Genomic DNA, 26,895 nt, shown 5'->3' on the forward strand with positions numbered 1-26,895 from the left:
CCGGGCACACTGACCGAACGGGGACGCGCGGCCAGGAGGAACGGGGATGGCAACCGAGGAACCACGGGGTGACGGCCGCGAACAGGCCGGAAACGGATCCGGGGGCGGACCGGGGGACGAACACGGGGACACGGCCCGGGAACCGTGGGACGACCTCGTGCTCGACGAGAACTTCGTACGGTCCGCCGAGACGACCGAACCGTCGGCCCGCGCGCGCATGCTCGCCGCCCGGTGGCGCGAAGGCGGACCCGATCCACAGCCCTGGCGCTCGGACGAGCCGCCGGCGGGATGGTTCTTCAGCAAGGGGCGCCGGCGCAGATGGCGCCGCAAGTGACGCCCCGCGGAGACCGCCTTTAATCAGTGGCGCCCAAGTCGGCCCACGGGCACAGTGGTTGTGTCCACGCCGCGCACAAAGCCGGCGCCACATTCTGGGAGAGGAGCGCGACGATGTTCATCAGGAGCAGTACGTCGAGCTCCCGACAGGGCAGCCCGCGGCAGGTTCCGGAGTAGTTACCCCTCCGCCGAACCCGCTCGCAGGGGGAGTTGCCCGGGGCGGCCGCTTCGAGCGCGCGTCACCGCGCGGGCCGCCCACCCGGAGGATTGGCCGAGTGGAAAGGCACCGGCTTGCTAAGCCGTGGTCGGGGGTGAAACCCCGCGCGCGTTCGACCCGCGCATCCTCCGCAAGACGTGGAACCGTCGTAGGACCTGGCACCGCCGCAAGAGGCGCAACCGCCCCGGCAGACGTGACCGGCGACCCGGTAACGGCTACGACCGCGCCAGCAACCGCTCCAGCACCACCGCGATGCCGTCCTCATCGTTCGAGGACGTCACCTCGTCAGCGATCGTCTTGAGATCGTCATGGGCGTTGGCCATGGCCACCCCGCGCGCCGCCCACACGAACATCGGCAGATCGTTCGGCATGTCACCGAAGGCGATGGTGTCCGCCGCCTTGACGCCCAGGCGCCGGGCCGCCAAGGACAGCCCCGTCGCCTTGGAGAGGCCGAGGGGGAGCAGCTCCACGATCCCCGCGCCCGCCATCGTGACACCGACGAGCCCGCCCGCGACCTCCATCGCCACCGCCGCGAGCTCGTCGTCGGAGAGCGTCGGATGCTGGACGTACACCTTGTTCAGAGGAGCCGACCACAGGTCGGCGGCGTCCTTGAGCGGGACGACCGGGAGCGCGCCGTCCCGTCTCCGGTAACCGGGGCCGACGAGCACCTCGCCGTCGAGCCCGTCGCGGCTCGCGGCCAACAGAAGCGGCCCGACCTCAGCCTCGATCTTGGCGAGCGCGAGACCGGCCAGCTGGCGGTCCAGCGTCACCGAGGTCAGCAGCCGGTGCTCCCCCGCGTCGTAGACCTGCGCGCCCTGACCGCAGACCGCCAGGCCCCGATAGCCGAGGTCGTCGAGGATGTGCCGCGTCCAGGGCACCGCGCGCCCCGTGACGACGATGTGGGCCGCGCCCGCCGCGGTCACCGCGGCGAGTGCGTCCCGTGTACGCGCCGAGACCGTCTCGTCGGAACGCAGCAGCGTCCCGTCGAGATCGGTCGCGACGAGCTTGTACGGGAACGCCCCCGGCCCCGTGGCCCCGGACGATCCCGTCGACCCGGTGGTGCTCGTCACTTGGAGATCGGCTCCAGAACCTCACGGCCGCCGAGGTAGGGCCGCAGCATCTCCGGAACCCGTACCGAACCGTCGGCGAGCTGGTGGTTCTCCAGGATCGCGACGATGGTGCGCGGGACGGCGCACAGCGTGCCGTTCAGGGTCGCGAGCGGCTGGACCTTCTTGCCGTCGCGCATACGGACGGACAGCCGGCGGGCCTGGAAGCTGTTGCAGTTCGACGCCGAGGTCAGCTCGCGGTACTTGCCCTGGGTCGGGATCCACGCCTCGCAGTCGAACTTGCGGGAGGCCGAGGCGCCGAGGTCGCCGCTCGCCACGTCGATCACCTGGAAGGGCAGTTCGAGGCCGGTCAGCCACTGCTTCTCCCAGTCGAGGAGCCGCTGGTGCTCGCTCTCGGCGTCCGCGGGGTCGACGTACGAGAACATCTCGACCTTGTCGAACTGGTGCACGCGGAAGATGCCGCGGGTGTCCTTGCCGTAGGTGCCCGCCTCGCGGCGGAAGCACGGCGAGAAGCCGGCGTAGCGCATCGGCAGCTTGTCGGCGTCGAGGATCTCGTCCATGTGGTACGCCGCGAGGGGGACCTCGGAGGTGCCGACCAGGTAGTAGTCGTCCTTCTCCAGGTGGTACACGTTCTCCGCGGCCTGGCCGAGGAAGCCGGTGCCCTCCATGGCGCGCGGGCGGACCAGCGCCGGGGTCAGCATCGGAATGAAGCCGGCCTCGGTGGCCTGCGCGATCGCCGCGTTGACCAGGGCGAGCTCCAGGAGCGCGCCGACACCGGTCAGGTAGTAGAAGCGCGAGCCCGACACCTTGGCGCCGCGCTCGACGTCGATGGCGCCCAGCGCCTCACCCAGTTCCAGGTGGTCCTTGGGCTCGAAGCCCTCGGCGGCGAAGTCACGGATGGTGCCGTGCGTCTCCAGGACGACGAAGTCCTCCTCGCCGCCGACCGGGACGTCGGGGTGCACCAGGTTGCCGAGCCGGAGGAGGAGCCGCTTGGTCTCCTCGTCCGCCTCGTTCTGTTCGGCCTCGGCGGCCTTGACGTCGGCCTTGAGCTGCTCGGCCTTCTTCAACAGCTCGGCGCGCTCGTCCGGGGAGGCTTTGGGGATCAGCTTGCCGAGCGACTTCTGCTCGGAACGCAGCTCGTCGAAGCGGACGCCGGACGACCTGCGCCGCTCGTCGGCGGAGAGAAGGGAGTCGACGAGCGCGACATCCTCTCCACGGGCGCGCTGGGAGGCGCGAACACGGTCGGGGTCCTCACGGAGCAGGCGAAGGTCAATCACCCCTCAAGGCTACCGGTGCGGGCTTCCGCCCAACGACCCGATATTCCAGAGCGTGACCGCTGTCACGGTATGAGTGAAATGCCGGACCGAATCCCTTGATCACCGAACGGCGTCAAGGAAAAGGGTCCTACTCCCCGAAACGGGGCAGACGGTCCTTCATCGGTTGACCGGATTTCCTTGCGGGGGACGGGACTTGCGAGCCAAGTTGTCCACAGGGCTCGACCCCTGCCGAGAGTTATCCACAGGCTGTGTGGAAGATCTGTGGATGTCGGAATTGATCATTCCGAGTAGTCTTCGTCGGCTGACGAATTCCCGGTTCAAACCCTCCGTACGCCCACTTTCGGGTGTAAATGATTCCCTCTATAGGGTTGATCAATGGAAATGGGTAGACGAAGGGTGTCGTACGGGCTTGTGGAGGGACTTGGGTCCAGTAGCCGATTTGTCGATGATGTAGTGCTTCGTTGTCGACTTGTCCCCAGGTCGAGAAGCGCACCTGTGGATAACATCTGTGGATGACGAAAATCAGCAGGTAGGACCGTTGGGAAGCGCTCGGACGGGTGTGGATCGCCCGTTCAGAACCGGCCGTCCTCGCAGCGCGCCAGCCAGTCCGAAGCCGCGGAGAACTCGCTGTCCGACGTCCCGGGCCGCAGCGGTGCCACGTCCTCCAGAGGTACACCGGCCCGCGGATACGAACCGAGGAAACGCACCTGGGGACAGATCCGCTTGAGGCCCATCAGCGCCTCGCCCACCCGGCGGTCGGTGATGTGGCCCTCGGCGTCCACCGAGAAGCAGTAATTCCCGATGCCCTGGCCGGTCGGGCGGGACTCGATCCGCATCAGGTTGACGCCGCGCACGGCGAACTCCTGAAGCAGTTCCAGCAGTGCGCCGGGGTGGTCGTCGCCGAGCCAGATGACGACGGACGTCTTGTCGGCGCCGGTCGGTGCGGCGGGCCGGGCCGGGCGGCCGACCAGCACGAAGCGGGTCTCGGCGTTGGCCGCGTCGTGGATCTCGGTCACCAGCGGTTCGAGGCCGTACGTCGCCGCCGCGAACTCGCCCGCGAAGGCCGCGTCGTACCGGCCCTCCTGGACCAGCCGGGCGCCGTCCGCGTTCGACGCGGCCGACTCCCACAGGGCGTCCGGCAGATGTGCGGCCAGCCAGTTGCGCACCTGGGGCTGGGCGACCGGGTGTCCGGTGACCGTCTTGACGTCCTTCAGCGCCGTGCCGGGCCTGACCAGCAGGGCGAAGGCGATCGGCAGCACGACCTCGCGGTAGATCATGAGCTGGTCGCCCTTGGCGAGTTCGTCGAGGGTGGCGGTGACACCGCCCTCGACGGAGTTCTCGATCGGGACGAGCGCGCCCGCGGCCTTGCCGCCGCGCACGGCGTCGAGCGCGGCCGGCACGGACACCATGGGCACCAGCTCCCGTGTCGCGGCCTCGGGAAGCGTGCGGAGGGCGGCCTCGGTGAACGTACCCTCGGGGCCGAGATAGGTGTAGCGCGTAGCCGACATACCGTCACCCTAATGGGCCTCGCCCGAAGCGGCTCCCGCCTCCGGAACCCCCGTCACCGGGTCGGCCGCGGGACCCGCCACCGAGTCGGGTGTGGAGCCCGCGACGGGGCCTGCGGAGCCCCGTACCCAGCCCGGTGCCGAGCCACCCAGGGAGCCCCCGTGCCGAGCCCGGCTGCTGGAGGGCTGATCAGCCCTCCAGCAGCCGCTGGCCCACGTACTCCCCCTCCGCCGCGCCGCCCGGTACCGCGAAGAGTCCGCTCGACTCGTGGCGGATGAACGTCGAGAGCGCGTCGCCGCGGTCGAGTTTGCGCTGTACAGGGACGAAGCCGCGCACCGGATCGGCCTGCCAGCACACGAAGAGCAGACCGGCGTCGGGTGCCCCGTCGACGCCGATGCCGTCGTGGAAGGAGAACGGGCGGCGCAGCATCGCGGCGCCGCCGTTCTGGTCGGGCCGGGTGATGCGGGCGTGTGCGTTGACGGGCACGACCGGGTTGCCGTCGGCGTCGGTCTTGTCCAGGTCCATGGCGGTGGTCTCGGTGCCGCCGCTGAGGGGCGCCCCGGTGGATTTCTTCCGTCCGATGACGTCTTCCTGGGCTTTGCCCGAGAGCTTCTCCCAGTCGTCCAGGAGCATGCGGATACGGCGTACGACGGCGTAGGAGCCGTTCGCCATCCATTCCGGGTCGCCGGAGGCGGGGACGAAGATGCGCCCGTCGAAGTCGGGCTCGGACGGCTTCGGGTTGCGGGTGCCGTCGATCTGGCCCATCAGGTTGCGGGCGGTCATCGGCTCGGCGGTGGCGCCCGGCGAGCGGTTGAAACCGTTCATCTGCCAGCGCACCCGTGCCGCGTCGCCCGCGTCCTTCTGGATCGCGCGCAGGGCGTGGAAGGCGACGAGGGCGTCGTTCGCGCCGATCTGCACCCACAGGTCGCCGTCGCTGCGTGCCTTGTCGAGCTGGTCGGAGGAGAAGTCGGGCAACGGGTCCAGGGCGAGGGGGCGCTGCTTCTCCAGGCCCGTACGCCCGAAGAAGCTGTGTCCGAAGCCGAAGGTGACGGTGAGGGACGACGGGCCGGCGTCACGCGCGACATCCGTGTCCTCGTGGGCGGCGGCCTCGCCCGCCATCAGCCGCTGGGCCGTTGCCGACCAGCGGCGCAGCAGCGCGGCGGCCTCCCTGCGGCCGGCGCCCGCTGCCAGGTCGAAGGCGATGAGGTGGCCGCGTGCCTGGAGGGCGGTGGTGATGCCGGGCTGATGTTTCCCGTGAAACATTGCCATGTCCGCGCCGACCGAGGTGAGTGGGACGGTCTTCGCGGGGGTGGGGGCCGCCGCGTATCCCACGGCCGCTCCCGCCGCTCCGAGGGCGAGGCCGGTGGCGCCCGCGGTGCCGAGCAGTCGGCGCCGCGACATGACTCCCTGCGGGGAGGCACTGGAGGACGCGCTGCCGGGGGGCGTTCCGGGGGAGGGTGCCTTCCGGGTGGAGCGGGAGGCGGCCCCGGAGGTGGACTGGTCAGCCATGGTCAGGTTCAGCCGATCTGCGCGTTCTTGTTCACGGTGGCCTGGTCGATGTCGGAGGTGCGCACGGTCACCGCGATCTTCCAGTCTCCCGCCAGGGGAATCTGCACTCCGTTCGCCGCCCAGTGGCCGGTGGCGACCCGGTCGGGGGTCACGGGCAGCGGGCCGATGTCCTTGGCCGTGAGGGTGAACGCGACCTTCACCTCGGGGACGTCGAAGGCCTTGCCGTTCGGCCGGACGACGAAGACGTGCATCTCGTTGCCGCCGACGCGGGCGGGGTCGAGGGTGATCTCCACCGTGCCCTTGCCGTCCTCGCCGCCCGTGTCGAACGGGATCTTCAGGGACAGCGGGCCTGAGCGCTGCGAGGCGGAGGCGGTGGCCTGCCGGGCCGCTTCCTCCGTGCGTCCCGGTTCGGTGGTCGTCAGTGCGGTCGTGACCGCGAGCAGGACGACCGCGACCCCGGCTTCGGCGAGCACCGAGCGGCGCAGACCTGAGCGCTGCGGGTCGGCGTCGCGGACGCGCTTCTCGCGGGTGGAGGCCACGGCGGCCTGCTGCCGGGCGAGTTGGGTAGCGCGCCGGGAGTCGGCGGGAACGGTGGCGGGTGTCCTCAGCGCGGATCGCTGTTCCACGACGGGGGCGAGGGTCTCGGGGGCCGTCGCCTCGGCCAGTTGGGCCGTCCAGCGCCGGGAGATCCATGCGATGCCGACCAGGAGGGCCACCAGGCCGACCTTGACGAGCAGTAGCTGTCCGTACGTCGTGTCGGTGAGCGCGGACCAGGAGCCGAGCTGCCGCCACGACTGGTAGATCCCGGTCGAGACGAGGACGAGGACGGCGCCGAACGCGAGGCGGGAGAAGCGGCGCACGGCCGTCGCCTCGATCTGTGCTTCGGCGGGAGCGCGGAACAGAGCCACCAGGAGTGTCGACAGACCGCCGAGCCAGGTGGCGACGGCCAGCAGGTGCAGGACGTCGACCGGCATCGCGATTCCGGCCTGGATGCCGGTCGAGGCGTGCTCGGCCATGGCCCAGGTCGCGGCGAGACCGGCCGCGACGACGGCGCCGCCGACGGCGAGTCCGAAGGTGAGGTCGCTCTTCTCCGCGGCCGGATCGTCGGCGTCCGGGGCCGGGTCCTGCGCGGTCCGGTCGTCCGTGGCCGGCTCGTCGGCGTCCGTGGTGCCGTCGGAGCCGCCGTCCGCCCCTTCGGCGGTTTCGCCGGATGCCGCCCGCTCGTCCTCGTCCCGCTTGGCGTACGCGCCGAAGAGGACCGCGATGAACAGCGCCGCCGCGGCGAGCAGCAGCAGCCGCGACACCAGCGCCGCGCCCGACTTCGTCTGCAGCACCTGACCGAGGAGGGTCAGGTCGAAGATGTCGCCGATCTTGCCGGACCCCACGTACGAACCGCGCAGCAGCAGCAGAGCGAGCGTGGAGGCGGTCAGCGTGAGCCATCCGGAGACCACGAGCCGTTGCACGGGCCGGATGCCCGAACCGCGCTGCCAGCAGCCCAGTACGAAGGCGGCACCGCCGACGAGCAGGATGAACCCCGCGTACGAGAAGTAGCGCGCGGCTCCGTAGAGGAAGCCCACCACGCCGCCGCCCACCCCTCGGTCGGACAGGGCGACGGTGGTCTGCGAGGGGGCGCCGACGGAGAAGGTGAAGGCGCCCGAGACGGGGTGGCTGTCCGCCGAGACCACTTGGTAGGTGACGGTGAACGTGCCGTCGGGCAGTCCCGGGCGCAGCTTCAGGCCGTATGTGTCGCCGCCCAGGTCGCTCGCGCCGCCGGTGTCGACGCGCTGGCCCTTGGGGTCGAGCACCTGGAGCGAGTCGTTGTTGAGCGAGACCTGTTCGGAGAAGGTGAGCGAGACCTGGGTGGGTGCCTGGTCGACCACCGATCCCTGCGTCGGGTTGCTCCCGGTCAGCGCGGCGTGCGCGGAGGCGGGCGCGGCGCCCGCCAGGAGCGCGCCGGAGACGGCGAGGAACAGCAGCAGGAGGGTCCGGAAGCGGGGGGCGATGGTCAGTGTCACGGTGATGCCTCCCTCAGTGCCCGGTCTTGGGGTTGTAGGTCGCGGACTTCACCGGCATGGAGATCCTTACCGTGCCGGACTTGGCGAAGTGCAGTTCCACGGACACCTTCTCGCCCTGCTGGGGCTTGTGGGAGAGCTTTGCGAACATGAGGTGGTTGCCGCCGCTCGCGAAGTCGAGGGTTCCCTCGGCGGGCACCGCGAACGAGTTCTTCTCGCGCATCGCGCCGTCCTCGGTCGCGTGCATCGTCACCTCGTCCGAGAGGTCGCTGGTGACCGAGGTGAGCGTGTCGGCGCCGCCCGAGTCGGTGACGGTGAAGAAACCCGCCGCCATGGTGTCCGTGCTGGGGGCGGGCATGTAGGCACCGGTGATCTTGAGTTCGGGTCCGGCCGAGGACGACGGTGAGGAGGAGCCCGAGGCACAGCCCGTCAGCGTCCCCGCGGCGGCTATGACCAGGGTGCCGGTGGCGAGGAGCCCGGCGGAACGGTGCGGACGGCGCCTCACGGGTTCGCCCCTTCGACGATCTTGGGCAGGTCCTTGGTGTAGTCGTCGACGGTGGCGCTCTCGCCGTAGAGCACATAGCCCGCGTCGGTCTTCGGTGAGAAGGCGATGACCTGCGTGCCGTGTACGGAGACGACCTTGCCGTTCTTGTCCTTGGTGGTCGGCTCGATGGTGATGCCCATGGTGCGCGCGCCCGCCTGGATCGTGGCGAAGTCGCCGGTCAGGCCGATGAAGTCGGGGTCGATGCCCTTGAGCCAGGTGCCGAGCGCTGCCGGGGTGTCACGGGCCGGGTCGGTGGTGACGAACACGACGCGCAGCTTGTCCTGTTCGGCCTTGGGCAGCTGCTTCTTGGCGACCGCGAGGTTGTTCATCGTCAGCGGGCAGGCGTCGGGGCAGTGGGTGTAGCCGAAGTAGACGAGCGTCGGCCGGCCCTTGGTCCGCGCGCGCAGGTCGTACTTCTTGCCGGTCGTGTCGGTGAGCACGAGGTCCGGCTTCTCGAAGGGATTGTCGAGGACCGTCGCGGCCTTGGTGGAGCCGGCCTCGGCGGACACTTCGGCGACCGGCTTGTTGCCGTCGTCGCCACTGCCGCAGGCGGAGAGGGTCAGAGCGGCGGCGGCGAACAGGGCGGCCATCGCGTACGTCTTCTTGCGCATAGAGAAATGTCCCAGATGTGAGTGCTCCGGTGTGCACCGGGGGTCGTGCCGGGCCGTAGGGCCAGGTCGGACGTGGCCGGGGCCGGTCCGGTCCGGCCTCGGGCCACGCCGGTCCGAGCCGGTCCGAGCCGGTCCGAGCCGGTCCGAGCCTGTTCGGTTCGGACCGGACCGGACCGGAGAGCCGCGTCGCGACCCTCCGGTGCGCACCGGGAGCGGGTGGGTCTCAGTACCTCAGGTGTTGACCGGCACCTCAGGCGTTCGTACGCCGTCGGCCGGCCAGAACGCCGTACGCCACGCCCGCCAGGCCGAGGGCGATGCCCACGACGCCGAGCACGCGCGCGGTGGTGTCGGCGCCGTCCGTGGAGGAGGCGGCCTCGGTGGACTGCTTGGCGGTCTTCTCGGTGTCGGAGGCGTCCTCCGCGCCGGTGGACCCGTGGTGGCCCGCCTCGGTCGCGGCCGAGAGGGCGAGCACGGGGGCCGGGTTCTCGGGTTCCGCTGCGCCCTCCTTCTGCGGCTCGATCCAGCGCACGACCTCCTTGTCGGAGTACGTCTGGACGGCCTTGAAGACGAGTTCGTCGGTGTCCTCGGGCAGCGCGCCGAGGGAGAGCGGGAACTTCTGGAAGAAGCCCGGCTCGATGCCCTTGCCGTCCGCGGTCCAGGTGACCTTGGTGACGGCCTCGCCGATCTTCTCGCCGTGCGCGGTGACCGGCTTGTCCAGCTTGGACTTGGTGATCTTCACGGTCCAGCCGTCGAGCGGCTGCGCCATGACGGAGGCCAGCGGGTGGTCCGCCGGGAGGTTCACCTCGACCTGGGTGGTCGAGGCGTTGTCGCGCTCGTTGGGCACCTTGAAGTTCACGACGGCGTAGCCGCCCTTGGCGGCCGCGCCCTCGGGCTGCACGCTGACATGCGCGAACGCGGGGGCGGACAGGGCGAGAACGGCCGTGGCGGCGACGGTGCCGGCGGCGGCGAGACGAGAAGCCTTCATGGAAAGGAACACTCCACTTTCAGTCCGGTGACGAAGGGGACGCGCGCGCCTCGGTCCGGGGAAAGGGCTGGGACGGTGTCCGGGCGGACCCGGCGGGCACGCGCGCGTGCGGCACGACCGCGTCCCCTTCGAGGAGGTCCGTGGAGCCCGTGGGGTCCGGGAGGTCGAGGACTCCGGGATTCCGTGGATTCCGTGAGGCGGCGCGTCGTGTCAGGCGACGAGGACGAGTGCGGTGGAGTGGGGCGGCCCGCGCCGGACGACGGCGTACTGCAGGGCGGTCGTCCGTGGAGCGAGGGGCGCGAGCAGCGCGGTACGAGGCGTGCGCGCGATCTCGGGGGCCCCGGGAAGTCCCGTACGCAGGGCGCGTACGAGGGTCAGGGCGGCGCGCAGGGACCGTACGAGCGCCGCTTCGGTGACTCCCTGCGCCGACAGCCGCATGAGACGCAGCAGCGCCAGGTCACCGCTGCGCAGTACCCAGCCGGCGGCGAGGGCCGCGAGGACGTGGCCGAGCAGCATCGGCAGGGAGGGCAGTACGGACATGGGGGCGCCCGCGGCGGTCGGCATGACGTCCGCCGCGTGGTGCATGGACGACGTCATGTCCGCCATGCCCGTGTCGATCCGCGCGTCGGCGAGGATTCTCTGGGCCTGTGCGGGGCTGATCGCCGCCGCGGTCGTTCCGCACACCAGGCGGGCGGCCCGTGCCACGAGCGTGGCGTCGGACATCGACATCCCCGAGGCCATCGAGCCCATGGACCCGGTGGCCGTCGTAGCGGCCTGCAGGCCGAGTCCGAAGAGGGTGTGCAGCACGGTCTGGCTGAGGGCGAGGAGTGCCACGATGCCCGGCAGCGCCCGTTCCCGGCCCGCCAGTGCGGCGGCGACGGTGAAGACCGCGAGGAAACCGGCGCCCAGCGTCCACAGGGGGACGACGGCGCAGGAGGCGATCCCGTGACCGGCCGCGGCCAGCACGACGCAGACCGCGGCGAACACCGCGGCCCTCAGGGTCCGGAGGCCGGCTCCGGAGCGCGCCGAAAGCTGGTGGGGGGCAGTCATGGCGGGCTCATCATCGCACTGGGCGCGGCCGGTCCTGGCGGCAGGTCCGGTCGACGGCATGCGACCGGTCCGTCCGCAACCCGGCGTACGGCCGAAAGGTCGTCGTCCGCTGTCGATCGCTTGCGCATACACCGCTCCCTCATGTGAGCGCGTCGGCCGTATGGGCGGTATCACGTCGCGTATGCGATTGCGCACGGGTGGTTGCGGCAATACGTAACCGTATGTCGAGCCGCGGCCGGGAGGCTGGAGCATGAGCATCTGGTGGTCACTCCATTTGCGGCGCGAGGCTGCGAGTGTCCCGCTCGCCAGGCGCCTGCTGCTCGGCACGATGGAGAGCGCGGGTGTCGACCCGGACATCTCGTACGACCTTTCCGTCGCCCTCACCGAAGCCTGCGCCAACGCCGTCGAGCACGGCGGGGACACCGTGCGGGGTGCCTCGTGCGAGGCGTACCGCGTGACGGCCTATCTCGACGGTGATCAGTGCCGTATCGAAGTCGCCGACTCCGGCCCCGGTTTTCCGGCCGGGAACGGCCGCCCCCTGCTCCGCCAGGCAGGGGAGGACGCGGAGCACGGCCGGGGTCTGTGCCTGATCCGGGAGCTCGCCGACCACGTCCACATCGGCAACAAGCCGGGGCGGGGCGGGGCCGTGGTGAGCTTCGACAAGATCCTCAAGTGGAAGAAGGTCCCCTCGCTGCTCCCGGCCTGACACGCCGAGCGGAGCCCGAGCCGAGCCGAGTGGAGCCCGAGCCGAGCGGAGCCGGGGACCGCGTCCCACCGGGTCGCACGGGGTTGAGCCGAGCGGGGTTGAGCCTGGTCGCCCGCTCGTTGAGCCGCAGGCAGTCGAGCCGGGTCGACGTCCGGCCGGGTCGGCGGGGAACCCCTCCGCCCCGCGGCCCGGCTCCCGTTTCCCGGAGTCCACAGGCCTGTCACAGCGTGCACCCAGGTTCTTGAGGGCCGGTGTTCCTAGTTTTCCTTCGCACGGAGCCGGCCTGGTCCAAGGGCGCTTCCACCGGCGGTGTCCTCACAAGAACGGGGTGCGTCGATGATCAGTCGCGAGGACGACGAGGCGCTGGCGCGGGCCGCGGTGGCCGCGCTGACCCGGCAGCTGGAACTGGCCCCCAAGCCCGGACTGCCCGATCCGCGCGACCTGCGTGCCCGGGTCACCCGGCGGGATCTCTGCTCCCTGCGCTGGTCCGCCAAGGCGCTGGCCCCCGGCCTCGCGGCCATGGCCGCCGCCGCCCGCCGTACCGGCCGGGCCACGCCCGGACTCCGCGCGGAGCTGGGTGCGATCGGCCGGTGCACCGAGCACTCGGTGGCCCTGACGGGCGGCGGTCACCGTGGTGCCCTGTGGGCGCTCGGGCTGCTGGTCGCCGCGGTGGCCCTGGACCCCCGCGCCACCGGGCCCGACGTCACCGCGACCGCCAAGCGGATCGCGGCACACGCCGACCGGCGGGCGCCAAGGAAGCCCTCGCGCGGCTCGTCCGTCTCCGTGAAGTACGGCGCGGCCGGGGCGCGCGGTGAGGCCCGTGCCGGATTCCCGCACGTGCGCAGGGCGTTGGACGCGCTCGCCGCCGCCCGTTCGGCCGGTGTGCCCGAGCCCCGCGCCCGCCTCGACGCGCTGCTCACCGTCATGTCCACCCTCCAGGACACCGAGTTGCTGTACACCGCAGGTCCGCACGGTCTCCGTCATGTCCAGGCGGGCGCCCGGGGAGTGCTGGAAGCGGGGGGTACGTCCACGGAGGCGGGGCGTGCGGGTCTGTCCGCCCTCGACGACGATCTCCACGCGCGGGGGTGGAGCCCCCGGGGCAGCGGAGCCCTGCTGGCGGGCGCGCTGTTCGTGGACGCGCTCCCGGTGACGACGGTCTGACAGCCGGCGCACCGACGAACGTTCGTCGCCCCGCCCCTCGCCCCGCGGTCGGGACACACCGCCGCCGCGGCCCGTCGCGCCCGCGGCCCCTGGGCACACCGATGGCCGGGCGCCCCGCGGGGCATCCGGCCATCGGTGTCGTATCAGCCCTCGTGGGCAGCGCGTCAGCTCTTGAGGGACGCCATCCAGGCTTCGACCTCGTCCGAGCGGCGCGGGAGGCCGGCCGACAGGTTGAGGTTGCCGTCCTCGGTGACGAGGAGGTCGTCCTCGATGCGGACGCCGATACCGCGGTACTCCTCGGGCACGGTCAGGTCGTCCGCCTGGAAGTACAGGCCCGGCTCGACGGTCAGGCACATGCCCGGCTCCAGCGTGCCCTCGACGTAGGTCTCGGTGCGCGCGGCGGCGCAGTCGTGGACGTCCATGCCGAGCATGTGGCCGGTGCCGTGCAGGGTCCAGCGGCGCTGGAGGCCGAGCTCCAGGACGCGCTCGACGGGCCCCTCGACGAGGCCCCATTCGACGAGCTTCTCGGCCAGCACGTGCTGTGCGGCGTCGTGGAAGTCGCGGTACTTGGCGCCCGGCCGCACGGCCGCGATACCGGCCTCCTGGGCCTCGTACACGGCGTCGTAGATCTTCTTCTGGATCTCCGTGTACGTGCCGTTGACCGGGAGCGTGCGCGTGACGTCGGCGGTGTAGAGGGTGTGGGTCTCCACGCCCGCGTCCAGCAGCAGCAGGTCGCCGGAGCGGACCGGGCCGTCGTTGCGCACCCAGTGCAGCGTGCAGGCGTGCGGTCCTGAGGCGCAGATCGAGCCGTAGCCGATGTCGTTGCCCTCGACCCGGGCGCGCAGGAAGAAGGTGCCCTCGATGAAGCGCTCGCTGGTGGCCTCGGCCTTGTCGAGGACCTTCACGACGTCCTCGAAGCCGCGCACGGTGGAGTCGACGGCCTTCTGCAGTTCGCCGGCTTCGAAGGTGTCCTTGACGAGCCGTGCCTCGGAGAGGAAGACGCGCAGTTCGTCGTCGTGCTCACGGGTGACCTTGTCGGTCAGTGCCGCCTCGATCGCCGCGTCGTAGCCGCGCACGACCCGGACCGGACCGGTGGCTTCCTTCAGTGCCGCCGGCAGCTCGCGGACGTCCGACGCGGGGATGCCGTAGAGCTGCTCGGCCTCGGCGAGGGAGTGGCGGCGGCCGACCCACAGCTCGCCCTGCCCGGAGAGCCAGAACTCGCCGTTCTCGCGGTTGGAGCGCGGCAGCAGGTAGATCGTCGCCTTGTGGCCGCCGTTCCCGTTCGGGCCGGCGGCGGGCTCCAGCACGAGGACGCCGTCCTCGGTGAGGTTGCCGGTGAGGTACGCGTACTCGACCGAGGCACGGAAGGGGTACTCCGTGTCGTTCGAGCGGGTCTTCAGGTTGCCCGCCGGGATCACCAGGCGCTCGCCCGGGAAGCGCGCGGACAGCGCGGCGCGGCGGGCCGCCGTGTACTCGGCCTGCGCGATGGGCTCGAGGCCCCGCAGCTCGGTGTCGGCCCAGCCGGACTTCATGCTGTCGGCCAGCTCGTCGGACACGCCCGGGTACAGGCCGTTCTTGCGCTGCTTGATGGGCTCTTCCTCGCCCGCTTCGTCAGCGGCTTCGTCGAGCACGGCTTCCGGGGTCTCCGGGGTGAGCGCCTCCGACACGGTCTGCCTCCTTGATACGACTCTGAACCCTTACCATCGTACGGTCGTACTGAAGGGGGCCCAGGGCCGGAAGGCCTGTTACACCGGGTATCCGTCCCCTCACTCGAACCGGGCCGCCAGCAGGACGACGTCCTCGTCGCTGTCCGCCTCGTCGAGGCCGTCCGGCAGTACCCCGCGCAGCACGTGGTCGGCGATCGCGCCGGGGTCGTCGCGCAGCGCTCTCGGGACGCTCGCCGCCGCCGCGTGCAGCCGGGCGAAGGCGCGGTCCATCGGGTCGCCGGTGCGGTGCAGCAGTCCGTCGGTGTAGATCAGCACGGTCTCGCCGGGGTCGGCGGTCAGTTCGACGCTCGGGGCCTCCCAGCAGGCGAGCATGCCCAGGGGTGCCGACAGGGAGGTCTCCACGAACTCGGTGCGCCGCGGGCCGATCACCAGGGGCGGGCTGTGTCCGGCACCGGCGAGCGTGAGCTTGCGCAGGGCGGGCTCGCAGTACGCGAAGAGCGCGGTCGCGGAACGCGCGGGTTCGGTCAGCCGCAGCAGCAGTTCCAGGTCGGAGAGCACGGCGACGGGGTCCTCGCCCTCCATCACGGCGTAGGCCCGCAGGGAGGCCCGCAGCCGGCCCATGGCGGCGACCGCGCTGGGACCGGACCCGGTGACGGAGCCGACCGCGAGGCCGAGCGCGGCGTCCGGCAGCGGCAGCGCGTCGTACCAGTCGCCGCCGCCGCGCGGGCCGGTGCGGTGCCGGGCGGCGAGCTGGACGCCGGAGACCCGGGGCAGCCGTGGGGGAAGCAGCTCCGCGGACATCGTCTTCACACACGCTCGCGCGCGTTCCAGCTCCAGCAGCCGCGCCAGGTGCTCCGTGGCGTAGCGGACGTAGAGGCCGATGAGGTGGCGCTGACGTTCGACCGGTTCGGCGGGTTCGTCGTAGAGCCATACGGCGGCACCGAGGCGGCCGGCGGCCTCGGTGGACAGCGGCAGCGCGTAGCTCGCGGCGTAGCCGAGACGGGCGGCCACCTCGCGGTGGCGCGGATCGAGCCCGTCCTCCGAGAGGAGGTCCGGCTGGGCGATCTCGCCCTCGCCGCCGGGCAGCCCGTCCAGGATCTTCCCGTACGACATGGAGCTGCGCGGCACCGTCTCGATGTGGCCGAGATCCGCTCGGGCGAGGCCCAGGCCGATGGTGGTGTCGGGGCCGAGGCCGTCGCCGGGTTCCATGACGACGAGACCGCGCCGGGCGCCTACGAGAGCGGCTCCGGCACGCAGGACTTCCTGCAGCGCGTCACTCAGGGTCGCGGTGCGTGCCAGGCCCTCGGTGAGCTCGTGGAGCGTGGTGAGATCCGAGACCCAGCCCGCGAGGCGGTCCTGGAGCGCGGCTCCCGGCCCGGCCGGGGAGATGGCCGAAGTGGCACCCGTGGGCGCGGGCGTCGGCGCGACAGTGTGTGCGGGCGACGGAACCGTGGAATCGATTCCGGCCACTTTCGGAAGGTGAGGGGCGTTCATGACGTCCGGCCTTCCGGCCAGTGCGTATTGCTCAATAGCATCGCAAACCCCCATGTAGTTCTGCGCCGCTAGCGGTGTCTCCACATGTACACGTACTCGTGAGGGGATGTCCAGCATTGTCCTGCTGGGATTCCTGGTGTCCATGAGACCGGTGGTAACCCTTGCGGGAAAACGAGAATGGCCTAAAACTGACTCGGGCAACGGCTTATTGAGGTCGACTGGCCTCGTTCGACGGAGCGTCACAGCGGTCGTGATGGGTACGTACTCGGTGAAGGCCAGGGGTGGTTGAGATCCGCCCGGAACCTGGCGACGGACCCGGGCGTCTTAACCACCGACGACCGTGCCCCATCCTCCCGTGGCGGAGGCGGCAAGGAATACGCGGGACGTAAAACGCCAGGCGCCGCCACCCCACGCCATGCCCATGCTTTGGATACACGCAGTGTGGGCGCGGACACAGCCACACGCTCGGCCCAGAGGGGTTCCCCTTGTCTCCGACAGGGGTGTGATGCGCCAGCAGGTACGCACAGTGAAGTGATCGACACGTGGTGTGATGTGATCCTCGGTGTTGCCAGGCGTGCAACGGAAAGGAACGAGCGCTCATGCGCGAGATCCTCGGAAGGCGACGCAGGCTCCTGTCCAGGCGGAACAACGGGAGGCCTGAGATGCTCAGCGCGGCCCTGACCTTCGCGACCGAATGGCGATGGCCCGTACTCCCGGGTGTGGCGGCCGACCCGCAGGGGCGTGCCCGCTGCGGATGCCCCGACCCGGAGTGCACGGTGCCCGGCGCCCATCCCTTCGACCCCGGCCTCCTCGCGGCCACCACCGACCAGCGGATGGTGCGCTGGTGGTGGACCAACCGGCCCTCGGCCTCCATCGTGCTGGCCACCGGGGGCGGCGCCCCGTGCGCGGTGAGCCTGCCGGCCCTCGCGGCGGCCCGCGCCCTCGACGCCCTCGACCGCACGGGCATGCGCCTCGGCCCGGTCGTGGCGTCCCCGTCCCGCTGGGCGATCCTCGTCGCCCCGTACTCCATGGAGCAGCTCGGCGAACTGCTCTACGCCAAGGACTTCGTTCCCGGCTCCCTGCGCTTCCACGGAGAGGGCGGCTACATCGCGCTGCCGCCGTCCGGGACGGGCCAGGGCCAGATCCGCTGGGAGCGTGCTCCGCTGCCCGGTTCGGCCGCCCCGTGGGTGCCCGATGTGGAGGCCGTGGTGGATGCCGTCGTCGAGGCACTCACTCGTACGGGTGTGAGCGCGCCCGAGTTGTAAGGGCGTCCGGCGCGCGGCGGGCCGCACGCCCGCCCGTGCTCGTTATCGTCCGCCTATGCAGCGTCGTTCTGGGGGGCCCGGCGCCTCGACGCCGTCGCGCGGCGGGCCGGACCCCCGAAGGGTTCGTCTGGTGGCGCTGGCAGCTGTCGTGGTGTGTGTCCTCGCCCTGCCGCTGGCCGTGGCGTCGGCGGGCTCCGTGGGCGACGACGGCTCCGCGGCCGGGCGCGGCACGGCTCGCGCGGACGGCCGGCCGCGGGCGCCCGAACCCGGGCGTTCCCCCCTGCTGCCCGGCCTCGGGTTCGCCACCGCCGCCCGGTGCGGTCCCGAGCTCTCCTCGCCCGACGGCGTCGAGGCCCAGACCTGTGTCCTGACGCGGGGCGAGGAGACCTGGGCGCGCACCTACTACCGCAACGCGAGCGGGGACGCGCTGAGCTCGGTACTGAGTCTCATGGGACCCGGCGGGCGCACGGTGCGGATGAACTGCGCGGTGGACGCGGAGGACGACCCGGGGGAATGCGAGACACCCAGGGAACGTACGGCGGGGGGCGCCGAGGCCTACTCGGCGGTCGCGGAGTTCGCGAAGGGGCCCGGCTCCGACGGGCCGCTGCTGCTGCGCTCGGGGAGCAACTCGGGCCGCTGGTAAGGCTGTTGTAGCCGTACGGGATTCCGGACATGGAAAGACCCGGTTGCTGGCGACGGGGGATGCACCAGCAACCGGGCTACTCGAACGGTAACAAGAGATCGGCGGTTCGCAAATTCGATCTCGGCTATTCGGACACGGATTTACCTGTCACAACGGGGAGTTGTGACAGGAGTCACCCGTTTCCGAGACCCTGACGAGCTGACCGGTCGGTCAGTTCCCGGGTCTGTGCGCCGCCTGTGTGTCAGCTGAGCGTCACCTGGCGGTTGGTGAGCCCCCCGCGCGCACGGCGCTCGTCCGCCGTCAGTGGCGCGTCCATGGCCAGAGCGGTGGTGAGGCGCTCGGCGAACTCGGCCGCCGGCTTCTCGATGTCGTCCGCGGTGACCCCCGTCGGCAGGTCCCAGACCGGCACCGTGAGCCCGTGCGCACGGAAGGAACCCACCAGCCGGGTGCCCTCCCCGAGGCCCGACCGGCCCTCGGCGTGCAGTCGCGCGAGGGCGTCCAGAAGCTGCTCCTCCGCGTAGGGCATGACCCAGCGCAGGTGGTTCTTGTCGGGCGTCTCGCACCAGTAGGCGGCGTCGACCCCGGCGAGCTTCACCGTCGGAATGGCGGCGGCGTTGGCCCGCTCCAGGGAGGCGGTCACCTCGGCCGACGCGTTCTCCGCGTCCGGGACCCAGAATTCGAAGCCGCTGTGCACAACTGGCTCGAAGGCGCCTTCGGGGTCGAGCAGGTCCTGGAGCCGCGGGCCGCCGGCCGGGGCGCGGCGGCCCTCGACGGGGGTGCCGGGCGCCGCGGTGAGCGCGCGCTGGAGGGTGTCGGCCAGGTCGCGGCTGATGTCGCCGGACGCCGTGTCGTTCTGCAGGCCGAGCAGCACCGAGCCGTCCTCGCGGCGCAGTGCCGGCCATGCCATCGGCAGGACGGTGGCGAGGGTGACCGAGGGAACGTCCTCGGGCAGGCTCTCCTTGAGCTTCAGTTCGACGGTGGCGGCGGGCACCAGCTCGCGCAGCGCGATCCAGTCCCCTTCGCCTCGCAGGCCCTCGAACGGGCGGTGCACCAGCTCGGTCACGGCGTGCGCCGCGGCCCGGCCGTGGCAGGCCTTGTACCGGCGGCCGCTGCCGCAGGGGCAGGGCTCGCGAGCGCCGACCACCGGGATCTCGCCGCCGTCCTTCAACTGCGGCTGCTTGGCCTTCGTCTGGGGTCGCTTCTTGGCCATCGTGGGTGTCTCCCGATCACGGCTCGTCTCGTACTGGCGCGAGCCTAGCCGTTCGCAGGAGGACCGACGGGATCCTGTGGACAACGCACCCGCGTCGTCCCGGAACCCGGTGGTCCGTCCGCCGGCCTCAGTCCAGGTCGTCGAAGGCGTCCACGAAGTCCAGACCGGCCGTCCCCGACACCCTCGGTGACGCGACGCGCGTAGCGAAGTCGTCGTGCCGGTGCGCCGTTTCCACGTCGTCCTGGATGACCACCCACACCGTGACCTCGCCGTGGACGTCGTCCCGTACGCCCCAGTCCTTGGCCAGCGCCCTGATGATGTTCAGCCCGCGGCCGCCGCGCGCGGTGACCGACGGGGTGGCGGGAACGGGGCGGGTCGGGCCACCGCCGTCCGTCACCTCGACCGTCAGCCGTCCCGCCGGGTCGGCCCGCCAGGTCGCGCGCACACTGCCGTCGCCCGCGAGGTCGTCCCCCAGGGGCCTGCCATGTCGGCAGGCGTTGCTGAGCAGTTCGGAAAGGATCAGTACGGCATCGTCGATGACCGTTTCCGCCACACCGCCGGAGCGCAGCTCATCACGCATCCGGTGTCTTGCTTCCCCCACGCCCGCAGGGCCATGGGGTACGGCCATGCTCGACGACGTGGGCACCTCCTGTGCCACCACCAACGCCACCCCCGAGACCTCCTTTGCCCCACGCCACGGTGTGAATGCCCCTCTGGACTGGACCGGAAACCGGCCAATCAACGTCTGCTGACGCACTCGTAACGATCGAATGCGGAACGAACGCGCCGGTGCACTCCCTGTAACAAAGTGGCCGATTCTCGATGGTTTTCGAGGGTCGATCGTGTGGTTTCCGGTGGCGGGCCGCCCCGGGGCAAGGCCAGGTCAGCGGCCCAGTTGGCGCAGTACGGCGCGGGGGCGGTTGGTGATGATGGCGTCGACGCCCAGCTCAACGCAGAGATCGACGTCCTCGGGCTCGTTCACGGTCCAGACGTGCACCTGGTGTCCGGCTCGTTTCAGTCGTTCGATGTACCCGGGGTGACTGCGTACGATCCGCATCGAGGGGCCCGCGATCCGGACACCCGCGGGCAGGCGTCCGTCCCGTAGCCGGGGTGAGACGAACTGGAGCAGATAGACCGTCGGCAGGGTCGGGGACGCGGCCCTGACGCGGTGCAGTGAGCGGGCCGAGAAGCTCATGACGCGCACCGCGGAGTCGGCGGCGGACGCGGGGGCGTCCAGGCCGAAGCGCTTCAGCAGGTGCAGCAGCCGGTCCTCGACCTGGCCCGCCCAGCGGGTCGGGTGCTTCGTCTCGATGGCCAGCTCGACACGGCGGCCGGCGTCGGCGACGAGTTCGAGCAGTGTCTCCAGGGTCAGGACCGAGGTGTCCTCCAGGCCCCCGGGGGCGTGTTCCCAGTCGGGCGACTCGTCGCGGTTCTTCCAGGAGCCGAAGTCCAGTGCGGCGAGCTCGGCGAGCTCCAGCGCGGAGACGGCTCCGCGCCCGTTCGACGTGCGGTTCACGCGGCGGTCGTGGACGCAGACGAGATGGCCGTCGGCGGTCAGTCTTACGTCGCACTCGAGGGCGTCCGCACCGTCCTCGATCGCCTTCTTGTACGCGGCCAGGGTGTGCTCGGGGGCCTCTTCGGAGGCTCCGCGGTGGGCGACGACCTGAATCGGGTGCTGTCGTGCGAGGGTCACCGCGTCATGGTGCCATCGTCGCGGGGCGAGTGTGAGGTGAGATATGTCCCATCTCATTACTTTTGCTGTTAAAGGTCCGTTATAAAGGATGACCTCGGACGCACAGCCACCGCTTATGGTGCCCTGACGCCCTGTGGGAAAAGCTGTCGGCGTACAAAAGCACATGCACAGCTGAATCGCGCCGGGCCATCTACAAGTGTGAGTGGGCGTGACCGAGTGCGACCGAGAACAACAGCCGTGGATCGAGGAGAAGAGCTGTGAGCACCGAGAACGAGGGCACCGCAGTACCCCCGGCCCCGTCCGCACCTCCTGTGCCGGTGGAAACTCCCGCTGCTTCCGCGCAGGGCGCCTCGCACGCGGGGGGCGCGCCGACCGCTCCGATCCCCGCGGTGCCCGGCGCACCGGAGCACGCGACGGCGCCCGCGGGCATGCCGGCGTACGCGTCGGCCGGAGCCGGACAGGGGGCCGACCCCTACGGACAGGCCGCGCCCCAGGGCTCCGCCCCTGAGGCCGGCTGGCCGCCCCCGCCGCCCGCCACCCCGTCGTACGCCGACGGCGGCGGCTCGGGAACCGGCGGCTGGGGCTCCGCCTACCAGCAGCCCGCTCCGAAGCCGAAGAACGGCCGTGGCGGCCTGGTCGCCGCGGTACTGGTGGCCGCGCTGGTCGCCGGCGGCGTCGGCGGCGGCATCGGCTACTCGCTGGCCAAGAACAACGACAACACCACCGACTCGACGACGGTCTCCGCCCCGAGTACCAGCGGCCAGGTCAAGCGCGCCTCGGGCACGGTCGCGAACGTGGCCGCCGGCGCGCTGCCGAGCACCGTCACCATCGAGGCCCAGAGCACCAGCGGCGAGGGCGGCACCGGTACCGGCTTCGTCTTCGACAAGCAGGGCCACATCCTCACCAACAACCACGTGGTGGCGGACGCGGTCGACGGCGGCAAGCTCACCGCGACCTTCCCCAGCGGCAAGAAGTACGACGCCGAGGTGGTCGGCCACGCTCAGGGGTACGACGTCGCGGTCATCAAGCTGAAGAACGCGCCCTCGGACCTGAAGCCGCTCGTCCTCGGCAATTCCGACCAGGTGGCCGTCGGCGATCCCACGATCGCGATCGGCGCGCCGTTCGGTCTGTCCAACACGGTGACCACGGGCATCATCAGCGCGAAGAACCGTCCGGTCGCCTCCAGCGACGGAAGCGCCAGCAGCAAGTCCTCGTACATGAGCGCCCTGCAGACGGACGCCTCGATCAACCCGGGCAACTCCGGCGGTCCGCTGCTCGACTCCTCGGGCGCGGTGATCGGCATCAACTCGGCGATCCAGTCGTCGACCAGCGGTGGTCTCGGCGGCTCCGGCCAGTCCGGTTCCATCGGCCTGGGCTTCGCGATCCCGATCAACCAGGCCAAGTACGTCGCCCAGCAGCTGATCCAGACCGGCAAGCCGGTGTACGCGAAGATCGGCGCGTCGGTCTCCCTGGAGGACGGCACCGGCGGCGCGAAGATCACCGAGCAGGGCGCGAGCGGCTCCGCGGCGGTCGAGGCCGGCGGCCCCGCCGCCAAGGCGGGCCTCAAGCCCGGCGACGTCATCACCAAGCTCGACGACATGGTGGTCGACAGCGGTCCGACCCTCATCGGCGCCATCTGGACCCACAAGCCCGGCGACACCGTCAAGCTCACCTACACGCGCGACGGCAAGACCCACACGGTGGACGTCACCCTCGGCTCCCGCGAAGGCGACAACTGACCCGTCGTCCCTGACCCCGACCGGGGTCGGGCCGCGCAGGTCGACAGGTCACCGCCCGTACGGGCGGACGTAGAGGTCGGAAGGGGTGCCTCCCACCGGGAGGCACCCCTTCCGTGTGTCACCGGGCCGGGAGGGCGACCCCGCGGACGCTCACACGCGAGGCGGCTTCGCGGCGGACGGACCGCTCTTGCCCTCGGCGCGCTTCGGCGGCGCCGCCGGGACGGGGCGCTGCCGATGGCGCGACACCGTCTGGCGAGGCGGGCGGGTCAGGGTGATCTGCCGGATCAACTGCTGAAAGCAGGACAGCGACGCCAGGGCCGGTACGACCGCCGTGGCCACCCCCGTGACGGTCTGGTGGGCGTCGGCCACGCAGAACATCATGGCGACGGACGAGAACAGCAGGACGACGTACCACGAGTGCACGGCCCGGCGCTGGTGCAGCGCGGCTCTCAGGATGGAGAGCGAGGCCACCATCCAGGGGCCGTACACGAGAAGGGGCCACCAAGGACCCGTGCCGCTCTGGGCGTTGGACGCGATGTGCTGCAGGGGCGTGTAGGCCACCATGCCGCTGAAGACGCTCACCATCGACACGGTGGCGGCGGCGAGCGCGGCGATCACGAAGCTGACGGTCTGCAGCCAGTTGAAGCGCGGATTGCGGACGCGTACCTTCCGGTGCCCGCTGGAGGAGCGCCGGATGGGCGGCAGTTCGGCGGTGAGCTGAACCAGGTTGTCCATCGGGTCACTGGTGAATTCGTCGGTGTAGGCCGGCTCGCTGCGCGGCGGCGGCACGAGGACTTCCTGCTCCGCCGCGGCGGCGTCCTGCAGGAGGTAGGTGAGCTCCTCGACCGGGTCCCAGCCCTGTTCCCGCAGAGCGTCAGCGGGATCGCCGTACGGACCGGCCTCCGTCCCGGTGGGATATTCGGGATGGTGTCCGTACCGGGCGAAGGAGAGATTCGGATAGTCGTCATTCACGGAAATTCGTCCCAGTCACGTGAGGGCTGTGGCGGCCGGAGCGTCCCTGGCCGTTCCACCGCTGGTTGATTTCCTCTTGAACCGCGTCCAGCACCGTGAGGAAATCGCCGAGCAGCGACTTCGCGCCGGGCGGCGCCACGCGCGCGCCATCTCCCTGAGCGGTGCCGCGGGCGGCGGGCGAGGCGTACGGTGCGGCCGGCGGCGTACGGGTGTATCGCCCGGCCGCCGCAGTACGGACCGCGGCCGGATCCTCCGCCGTCGCTCCGGAGGCGGGTGGAGCGAGAGATCTTGCTTTCGCCATATTCCGCTAACGCCGCTCGCCCTCCTTCAGATGTGTGGCAATCGAGTGAGGGCAAGGCGGCGGAAGTATTCACGAAAGAGGCTTTTCGTGAGGCCCGTCCGGTGGGATGCCGCGTGTTGACGGGGGCCGCCTCCGGCACCGGACCGGCGGCGTCGGGGAGCCCGATCGACGCTGGTGGACCCCGTGCGGACCCCGTGCGGACCATGCCGCCGCGAGACGCCGGGGTCCGGGTACGCTGTACCCGCTCCACCCGGCTGGGCGGGAGCGGGGTGGGTTGCCCGAGCGGCCTAAGGGAACGGTCTTGAAAACCGTCGTGGCAGCGATGTCACCGTGGGTTCAAATCCCACACCCACCGCAGGTGAACGGCCCCTGACCGGGTGAATCGGTCGGGGGCCGTTTTTCGTGAGCCTTGTCCGCCGGCGACCGTGACTCCCCCGGTTTCCCGACCGAACGGGCACGGGAGGGGCACGGCGGCGGAGGCTCCTGATCGGGGGTGATCGATCGTGCCGCATGATGGCCGGCATGTCACTGACCTTTGGCCCGGACCGGCAGACCCGCGAGTTCCAGTGTGACTGCTGCCAAGCTCCGATCGAACGGGCGTGGAACTTCATCCACGCTGACGGTGCCGCGTACGCCGCGTACTTCGCGAACTGCTACCACCACAAGGACAGGGATCACGATGCGTGGATAGACGTGACCTTCGGGACCTGGGGCGCTGGAGCTGAACAATGGGGCGATCATGTTTCGTTCGCCTGCCGCGTCGGTCCTGTGGCTGGGCAGAACACGCCGGCTTCGACCCTGGTGACTGCCGGGCTCGCGCACCCCGACGGTCCTCTGTTCGGCACCAAGCTCGATCGTGAGGCTGCTCTCCAGCACCCGAGGTTGTCAGAGTTCTGGAAGGTGTCCGACTTCATCTTGGAACACGACCCGCTAGTACGCGGCCACATCTACGGGCACTGATCCACGAAGGCCAACCGGCCCATCAGCGTGTTTACCGTTCTCCACTCGGGCCCGCACTCGCTGCGGCCCAGGGCTTGGCCCCGGCGCCGAAGACGCAGCGGGGCCAAAGCCCAAGGGCCGACCCGCCCGGCCGTTTCGGCTCAGTTGTGCCGGGGTGAAGGAGCCGTCATCCGGGACGCGGAGGCGATCGTCGAGCGGGCCTCCCGTTCGGTGAGGCCTGTGCGGACGGCGGCCTGGACGAGTGGGGTGACCAGCTGGGGGCCGATGCCGTTCTCGTAGGCCCGGCAGGCGGCCCAGAAGAGCCGGGTGTTGCGCTGGCCCTCGTGCGCGGCGAGCACGAACTGGACCAGCCCCTGGCCCTGCCGGTCGGCAGCCGACGACGTGGCGTGGTGCGCGCGCGGCGGGGGCAGGAGCAGCCGCAGGAGTTCAGGGGGGCAGGGCGCGGGTGCGAGCCGGGCGGTGCCGGGGGCCGTCTCGTACACGCCGTGTTCGGTGCGTGAGCCGGGGCCGACGAGGTAGCCGCCGGCGCCGCGGATGTCGATGCCGGGGGCGAGCCGGCCGGCCGAGTTGGGGACGACGACGTCCGGTGGTCCGCTCAGCCACAGATGTCGGCCGCCGCTGGGGGTCAGGACGACGACCGTGTCCGGGATCGTGAAGAGATGGCGCAGCGCCAGTTCGCGCAGGGCCGTCGAGGAGTCCGTATCGGATTTGACGTCGAGATCGACGCCGATGAGGTGGTGCGGGTGCAGCCCGCAGGCGATGCCGTAGCCGGTGGCCCAGGGGGCGGCGGCGAAGAGCTCGCGGATGCGCCGGGGCTCTGTCGAGGCGTCGTACACGCCGTGCCCGAAGCGGCCGCATTCGCCGTGGCAGGGAAGGGGATCGGGGTCGTCGCGATGGGGGGAGCGCAGGGCCGGGAGCTTCGTACGGGACAGCGGGATCACCGCCAGGCCGCGCTCGGCTGCGGACAGGGCATGGGCCAGGGCCAGAGTGGTGGCCCGCCGGTCGGTGGTGGCCATGCCTCCATGTTCGTACGAGTGTTCGAAAAAGGGAAGGGTTCCCGGGCCGCGCGAGGGCGTGGGGCGGCCGAAGGGAGAGATCGGCCGAAAAGGTGCCGGAACGCTTCACCTGTTGCGGCCCTTGGGATTGAGCGGTCGATAGCGGTCTGATCAGGCACTTTGTGGGCGCGAAGAGGGTTTATCGACATGTCCTCACACTTGAGGGGGAATTGCGGCTTCCGGGGTGGTTCGCCGGGGATGCGGTGGGCAACTCTGGATTCGCGACGTCGTGGACAGCGCCGAGGCGGCCGGCCAACCGCCTTGGAACAAGCCGTATTTCCCGTACGGCCCGGCTCACCGCCGGTGCGTGCAACCGGTTCTGGAGGAATTCACATGGCAAGCATCCGTACCGCTCGTGTCCTCGCCGCCGTCGCGGCGCTGCCCCTGACCGCCGCGCTCTTCACGGGGGCCGCCGCCGCGGACAACGGCTCCTTCGCGGACACCGGATCGAACGCGGGAGTGGCGACCGCCGCCGGCAGCGGGGTCGGGCGCGACAACAGCGGCAACTCCAACACCACGCAACAGCAGGCGGTCGGTTCGGGAGCGTCGAATCAGAGCAATACCGCCCAAGTGAACGACTCACCGTTCGCGGCGGTCAATCAGGGCAACGCGAACGTCATCGTCAACTTCGTCAAACTCTGGTGAGCCGGGGGCCGATGGGCGGTCGTCGGTCCGGGGGTCACTGGGTGGGGTAGTGCTTCGTGGGGGTTCACGGTGGTCGCGCGACGGTGCTTCGGCGCCGCCGCGCGGTCCGCGTGCGAGGGGGTGAGGGCCGATGGGGTGTGTCGGTGGCCGGAGTGCCGTGGTGTCGGGGTGCCGGAGGGGTGGCCCGTGCCGGTGGCCAGTGGCCAGTGGTCGGTGGGTGGGTGCTGGTGGGGTGGCGGTCCGGGGCGGGGCGTGACCTTGACAGGGGACGGT

At 71.0% G+C, this 26,895-nt stretch carries 25 protein-coding genes and 2 tRNA genes; 10 read left to right on the forward strand and 17 right to left on the reverse strand.

Going from position 1 to position 26,895, the window contains the following annotated elements; translation table 11 throughout:
• Positions 1-46: 46 nt before the first annotated feature.
• Together OHT01_RS20550 and OHT01_RS20555 are read left to right on the forward strand one after the other, a co-directional pair.
• On the forward strand, positions 47-334 hold the full coding sequence (locus OHT01_RS20550; protein ID WP_328554600.1) for an SGM_3592 family protein: 288 nt from the start codon (positions 47-49) through the stop codon (positions 332-334).
• Positions 335-594: 260 nt separating this feature from the next.
• A tRNA-Ser gene (locus tag OHT01_RS20555) sits at positions 595-681 on the forward strand.
• Between the two features lie 84 nt (positions 682-765).
• Here OHT01_RS20555 and OHT01_RS20560 read toward each other — a convergent pair.
• The 9 genes from OHT01_RS20560 to OHT01_RS20600 all read right to left on the reverse strand — a co-directional run bounded on the left by OHT01_RS20560 (position 766) and on the right by OHT01_RS20600 (position 11,111).
• The gene (locus OHT01_RS20560) at positions 766-1,620 is read right to left on the reverse strand and encodes an HAD family hydrolase (RefSeq protein ID WP_328554601.1); all 855 of its coding nucleotides are present in this window, start codon (positions 1,618-1,620) and stop codon (positions 766-768) included.
• The gene (gene serS, locus OHT01_RS20565; RefSeq protein ID WP_328554602.1) at positions 1,617-2,894 is read right to left on the reverse strand and encodes a serine--tRNA ligase; all 1,278 of its coding nucleotides are present in this window, start codon (positions 2,892-2,894) and stop codon (positions 1,617-1,619) included. Before serS ends, OHT01_RS20560 begins: the two co-directional genes overlap by 4 nt.
• A 572-nt stretch (positions 2,895-3,466) precedes the next feature.
• On the reverse strand, positions 3,467-4,402 hold the full coding sequence (gene pheA / locus OHT01_RS20570; RefSeq protein ID WP_328554603.1) for a prephenate dehydratase: 936 nt from the start codon (positions 4,400-4,402) through the stop codon (positions 3,467-3,469).
• 187 nt (positions 4,403-4,589) lie between these two features.
• Complete coding sequence (gene efeB, locus OHT01_RS20575) at positions 4,590-5,909, reverse strand: iron uptake transporter deferrochelatase/peroxidase subunit (RefSeq protein ID WP_405916640.1); 1,320 nt, start codon at positions 5,907-5,909, stop codon at positions 4,590-4,592.
• 8 nt (positions 5,910-5,917) lie between these two features.
• Entirely contained in the window at positions 5,918-7,924 is a 2,007-nt protein-coding gene (locus OHT01_RS20580; protein WP_328554604.1) for a copper resistance CopC/CopD family protein, read from the reverse strand.
• Between the two features lie 13 nt (positions 7,925-7,937).
• Complete coding sequence (locus tag OHT01_RS20585; RefSeq protein WP_328554605.1) at positions 7,938-8,426, reverse strand: copper chaperone PCu(A)C; 489 nt, start codon at positions 8,424-8,426, stop codon at positions 7,938-7,940.
• A complete protein-coding gene (locus OHT01_RS20590) occupies positions 8,423-9,076 on the reverse strand; it encodes an SCO family protein (protein ID WP_328554606.1) in 654 nt (217 codons plus the stop codon). The genes OHT01_RS20585 and OHT01_RS20590 overlap by 4 nt, the downstream gene beginning before the upstream one ends.
• Before the next feature lie 250 nt (positions 9,077-9,326).
• Positions 9,327-10,061: a YcnI family copper-binding membrane protein gene (locus tag OHT01_RS20595; RefSeq protein ID WP_328554607.1), complete on the reverse strand. Its 735-nt coding sequence runs from the start codon at positions 10,059-10,061 to the stop codon at positions 9,327-9,329.
• A 210-nt stretch (positions 10,062-10,271) separates the two neighbouring features.
• Positions 10,272-11,111, reverse strand: coding sequence for a hypothetical protein (locus OHT01_RS20600; protein ID WP_328554608.1), 840 nt, complete (start codon positions 11,109-11,111; stop codon positions 10,272-10,274).
• Between the two features lie 250 nt (positions 11,112-11,361).
• Between OHT01_RS20600 and OHT01_RS20605 the strand changes: the two genes are divergently transcribed.
• Together OHT01_RS20605 and OHT01_RS20610 are read left to right on the forward strand one after the other, a co-directional pair.
• Positions 11,362-11,817 (forward strand): ATP-binding protein, encoded by a 456-nt coding sequence (locus OHT01_RS20605; RefSeq protein WP_328554609.1) that lies wholly within the window; start codon positions 11,362-11,364, stop codon positions 11,815-11,817.
• A gap of 339 nt (positions 11,818-12,156) precedes the next feature.
• Positions 12,157-12,978 carry a triphosphoribosyl-dephospho-CoA synthase gene (locus tag OHT01_RS20610; RefSeq protein ID WP_328558189.1) on the forward strand — a complete coding sequence of 274 codons (822 nt, stop codon included), beginning with the start codon at positions 12,157-12,159 and terminating at the stop codon, positions 12,976-12,978.
• A gap of 164 nt (positions 12,979-13,142) precedes the next feature.
• Here OHT01_RS20610 and OHT01_RS20615 read toward each other — a convergent pair whose 3' ends face one another.
• Together OHT01_RS20615 and OHT01_RS20620 are read right to left on the reverse strand one after the other, a co-directional pair.
• Complete coding sequence (locus tag OHT01_RS20615) at positions 13,143-14,645, reverse strand: aminopeptidase P family protein (protein WP_443043416.1); 1,503 nt, start codon at positions 14,643-14,645, stop codon at positions 13,143-13,145.
• 99 nt (positions 14,646-14,744) lie between these two features.
• Positions 14,745-16,256, reverse strand: a complete 1,512-nt coding sequence (locus OHT01_RS20620; protein ID WP_328558191.1) for a PP2C family protein-serine/threonine phosphatase — start codon at positions 16,254-16,256, stop codon at positions 14,745-14,747.
• A 482-nt stretch (positions 16,257-16,738) separates the two neighbouring features.
• Here OHT01_RS20620 and OHT01_RS20625 point away from each other — a divergent pair, with 482 nt between their 5' ends.
• Together OHT01_RS20625 and OHT01_RS20630 are read left to right on the forward strand one after the other, a co-directional pair.
• Complete coding sequence (locus tag OHT01_RS20625) at positions 16,739-17,404, forward strand: bifunctional DNA primase/polymerase (RefSeq protein ID WP_328554610.1); 666 nt, start codon at positions 16,739-16,741, stop codon at positions 17,402-17,404.
• A 55-nt stretch (positions 17,405-17,459) separates the two neighbouring features.
• Complete coding sequence (locus OHT01_RS20630; RefSeq protein ID WP_328554611.1) at positions 17,460-18,047, forward strand: hypothetical protein; 588 nt, start codon at positions 17,460-17,462, stop codon at positions 18,045-18,047.
• Positions 18,048-18,288: 241 nt separating this feature from the next.
• Here the strand turns inward: OHT01_RS20630 and OHT01_RS20635 are convergent, their stop codons facing one another.
• The 3 genes from OHT01_RS20635 to OHT01_RS20645 form a co-directional block, all read right to left on the reverse strand.
• On the reverse strand, positions 18,289-19,257 hold the full coding sequence (locus OHT01_RS20635; RefSeq protein ID WP_328554612.1) for a DUF5926 family protein: 969 nt from the start codon (positions 19,255-19,257) through the stop codon (positions 18,289-18,291).
• 127 nt (positions 19,258-19,384) lie between these two features.
• Positions 19,385-20,014, reverse strand: coding sequence for an ATP-binding protein (locus OHT01_RS20640; RefSeq protein ID WP_328554613.1), 630 nt, complete (start codon positions 20,012-20,014; stop codon positions 19,385-19,387).
• A gap of 126 nt (positions 20,015-20,140) precedes the next feature.
• A complete protein-coding gene (locus OHT01_RS20645; protein ID WP_328554614.1) occupies positions 20,141-20,950 on the reverse strand; it encodes a glycerophosphodiester phosphodiesterase family protein in 810 nt (269 codons plus the stop codon).
• A gap of 257 nt (positions 20,951-21,207) precedes the next feature.
• Here OHT01_RS20645 and OHT01_RS20650 point away from each other — a divergent pair, with 257 nt between their 5' ends.
• Positions 21,208-22,689 carry a S1C family serine protease gene (locus tag OHT01_RS20650; protein WP_328554615.1) on the forward strand — a complete coding sequence of 494 codons (1,482 nt, stop codon included), beginning with the start codon at positions 21,208-21,210 and terminating at the stop codon, positions 22,687-22,689.
• 150 nt (positions 22,690-22,839) lie between these two features.
• Here the strand turns inward: OHT01_RS20650 and OHT01_RS20655 are convergent, their stop codons facing one another.
• Both OHT01_RS20655 and OHT01_RS20660 read right to left on the reverse strand, forming a co-directional pair.
• Positions 22,840-23,661 (reverse strand): DUF2637 domain-containing protein, encoded by an 822-nt coding sequence (locus OHT01_RS20655; protein ID WP_328554616.1) that lies wholly within the window; start codon positions 23,659-23,661, stop codon positions 22,840-22,842.
• Positions 23,654-23,800 carry a hypothetical protein gene (locus OHT01_RS20660; RefSeq protein WP_328554617.1) on the reverse strand — a complete coding sequence of 49 codons (147 nt, stop codon included), beginning with the start codon at positions 23,798-23,800 and terminating at the stop codon, positions 23,654-23,656. Before OHT01_RS20660 ends, OHT01_RS20655 begins: the two co-directional genes overlap by 8 nt.
• A 430-nt stretch (positions 23,801-24,230) precedes the next feature.
• On the opposite strand from OHT01_RS20660, the gene OHT01_RS20665 reads away from it, so the two are divergent.
• Positions 24,231-24,317, forward strand: a tRNA-Ser gene (locus OHT01_RS20665).
• Between the two features lie 167 nt (positions 24,318-24,484).
• Entirely contained in the window at positions 24,485-24,922 is a 438-nt protein-coding gene (locus tag OHT01_RS20670; RefSeq protein ID WP_328554618.1) for a hypothetical protein, read from the forward strand.
• Positions 24,923-25,062: 140 nt separating this feature from the next.
• Here the strand turns inward: OHT01_RS20670 and OHT01_RS20675 are convergent, their stop codons facing one another.
• Positions 25,063-25,938 carry a bifunctional DNA primase/polymerase gene (locus OHT01_RS20675; protein WP_328554619.1) on the reverse strand — a complete coding sequence of 292 codons (876 nt, stop codon included), beginning with the start codon at positions 25,936-25,938 and terminating at the stop codon, positions 25,063-25,065.
• Between the two features lie 372 nt (positions 25,939-26,310).
• Here OHT01_RS20675 and OHT01_RS20680 point away from each other — a divergent pair, with 372 nt between their 5' ends.
• Positions 26,311-26,622 carry a hypothetical protein gene (locus OHT01_RS20680; protein ID WP_328554620.1) on the forward strand — a complete coding sequence of 104 codons (312 nt, stop codon included), beginning with the start codon at positions 26,311-26,313 and terminating at the stop codon, positions 26,620-26,622.
• Positions 26,623-26,895: the final 273 nt, after the last annotated feature.

It is taken from the genome of Streptomyces sp. NBC_00358 (assembly GCF_036099295.1).
Classification (GTDB): domain Bacteria; phylum Actinomycetota; class Actinomycetes; order Streptomycetales; family Streptomycetaceae; genus Streptomyces.

What these genes read in the sequence shown, in the direction of transcription:
- OHT01_RS20600 (WP_328554608.1), bottom strand. Translation starts at nt 11,111, where the DNA reads ATGACTGCCCCCCACCAGCTTTCGGCGCGCTCCGGAGCCGGCCTCCGG.
- OHT01_RS20620 (WP_328558191.1), bottom strand. Translation starts at nt 16,256, where the DNA reads ATGCTGGACATCCCCTCACGAGTACGTGTACATGTGGAGACACCGCTA.
- OHT01_RS20550 (WP_328554600.1), top strand. Translation starts at nt 47, where the DNA reads ATGGCAACCGAGGAACCACGGGGTGACGGCCGCGAACAGGCCGGAAAC.
- OHT01_RS20590 (WP_328554606.1), bottom strand. Translation starts at nt 9,076, where the DNA reads ATGCGCAAGAAGACGTACGCGATGGCCGCCCTGTTCGCCGCCGCCGCT.
- OHT01_RS20595 (WP_328554607.1), bottom strand. Translation starts at nt 10,061, where the DNA reads ATGAAGGCTTCTCGTCTCGCCGCCGCCGGCACCGTCGCCGCCACGGCC.
- efeB (WP_405916640.1), bottom strand. Translation starts at nt 5,909, where the DNA reads ATGGCTGACCAGTCCACCTCCGGGGCCGCCTCCCGCTCCACCCGGAAG.
- OHT01_RS20680 (WP_328554620.1), top strand. Translation starts at nt 26,311, where the DNA reads ATGGCAAGCATCCGTACCGCTCGTGTCCTCGCCGCCGTCGCGGCGCTG.
- OHT01_RS20670 (WP_328554618.1), top strand. Translation starts at nt 24,485, where the DNA reads ATGTCACTGACCTTTGGCCCGGACCGGCAGACCCGCGAGTTCCAGTGT.
- OHT01_RS20630 (WP_328554611.1), top strand. Translation starts at nt 17,460, where the DNA reads ATGCAGCGTCGTTCTGGGGGGCCCGGCGCCTCGACGCCGTCGCGCGGC.
- OHT01_RS20675 (WP_328554619.1), bottom strand. Translation starts at nt 25,938, where the DNA reads ATGGCCACCACCGACCGGCGGGCCACCACTCTGGCCCTGGCCCATGCC.
- OHT01_RS20625 (WP_328554610.1), top strand. Translation starts at nt 16,739, where the DNA reads ATGCGCGAGATCCTCGGAAGGCGACGCAGGCTCCTGTCCAGGCGGAAC.
- OHT01_RS20635 (WP_328554612.1), bottom strand. Translation starts at nt 19,257, where the DNA reads ATGGCCAAGAAGCGACCCCAGACGAAGGCCAAGCAGCCGCAGTTGAAG.
- OHT01_RS20605 (WP_328554609.1), top strand. Translation starts at nt 11,362, where the DNA reads ATGAGCATCTGGTGGTCACTCCATTTGCGGCGCGAGGCTGCGAGTGTC.
- pheA (WP_328554603.1), bottom strand. Translation starts at nt 4,402, where the DNA reads ATGTCGGCTACGCGCTACACCTATCTCGGCCCCGAGGGTACGTTCACC.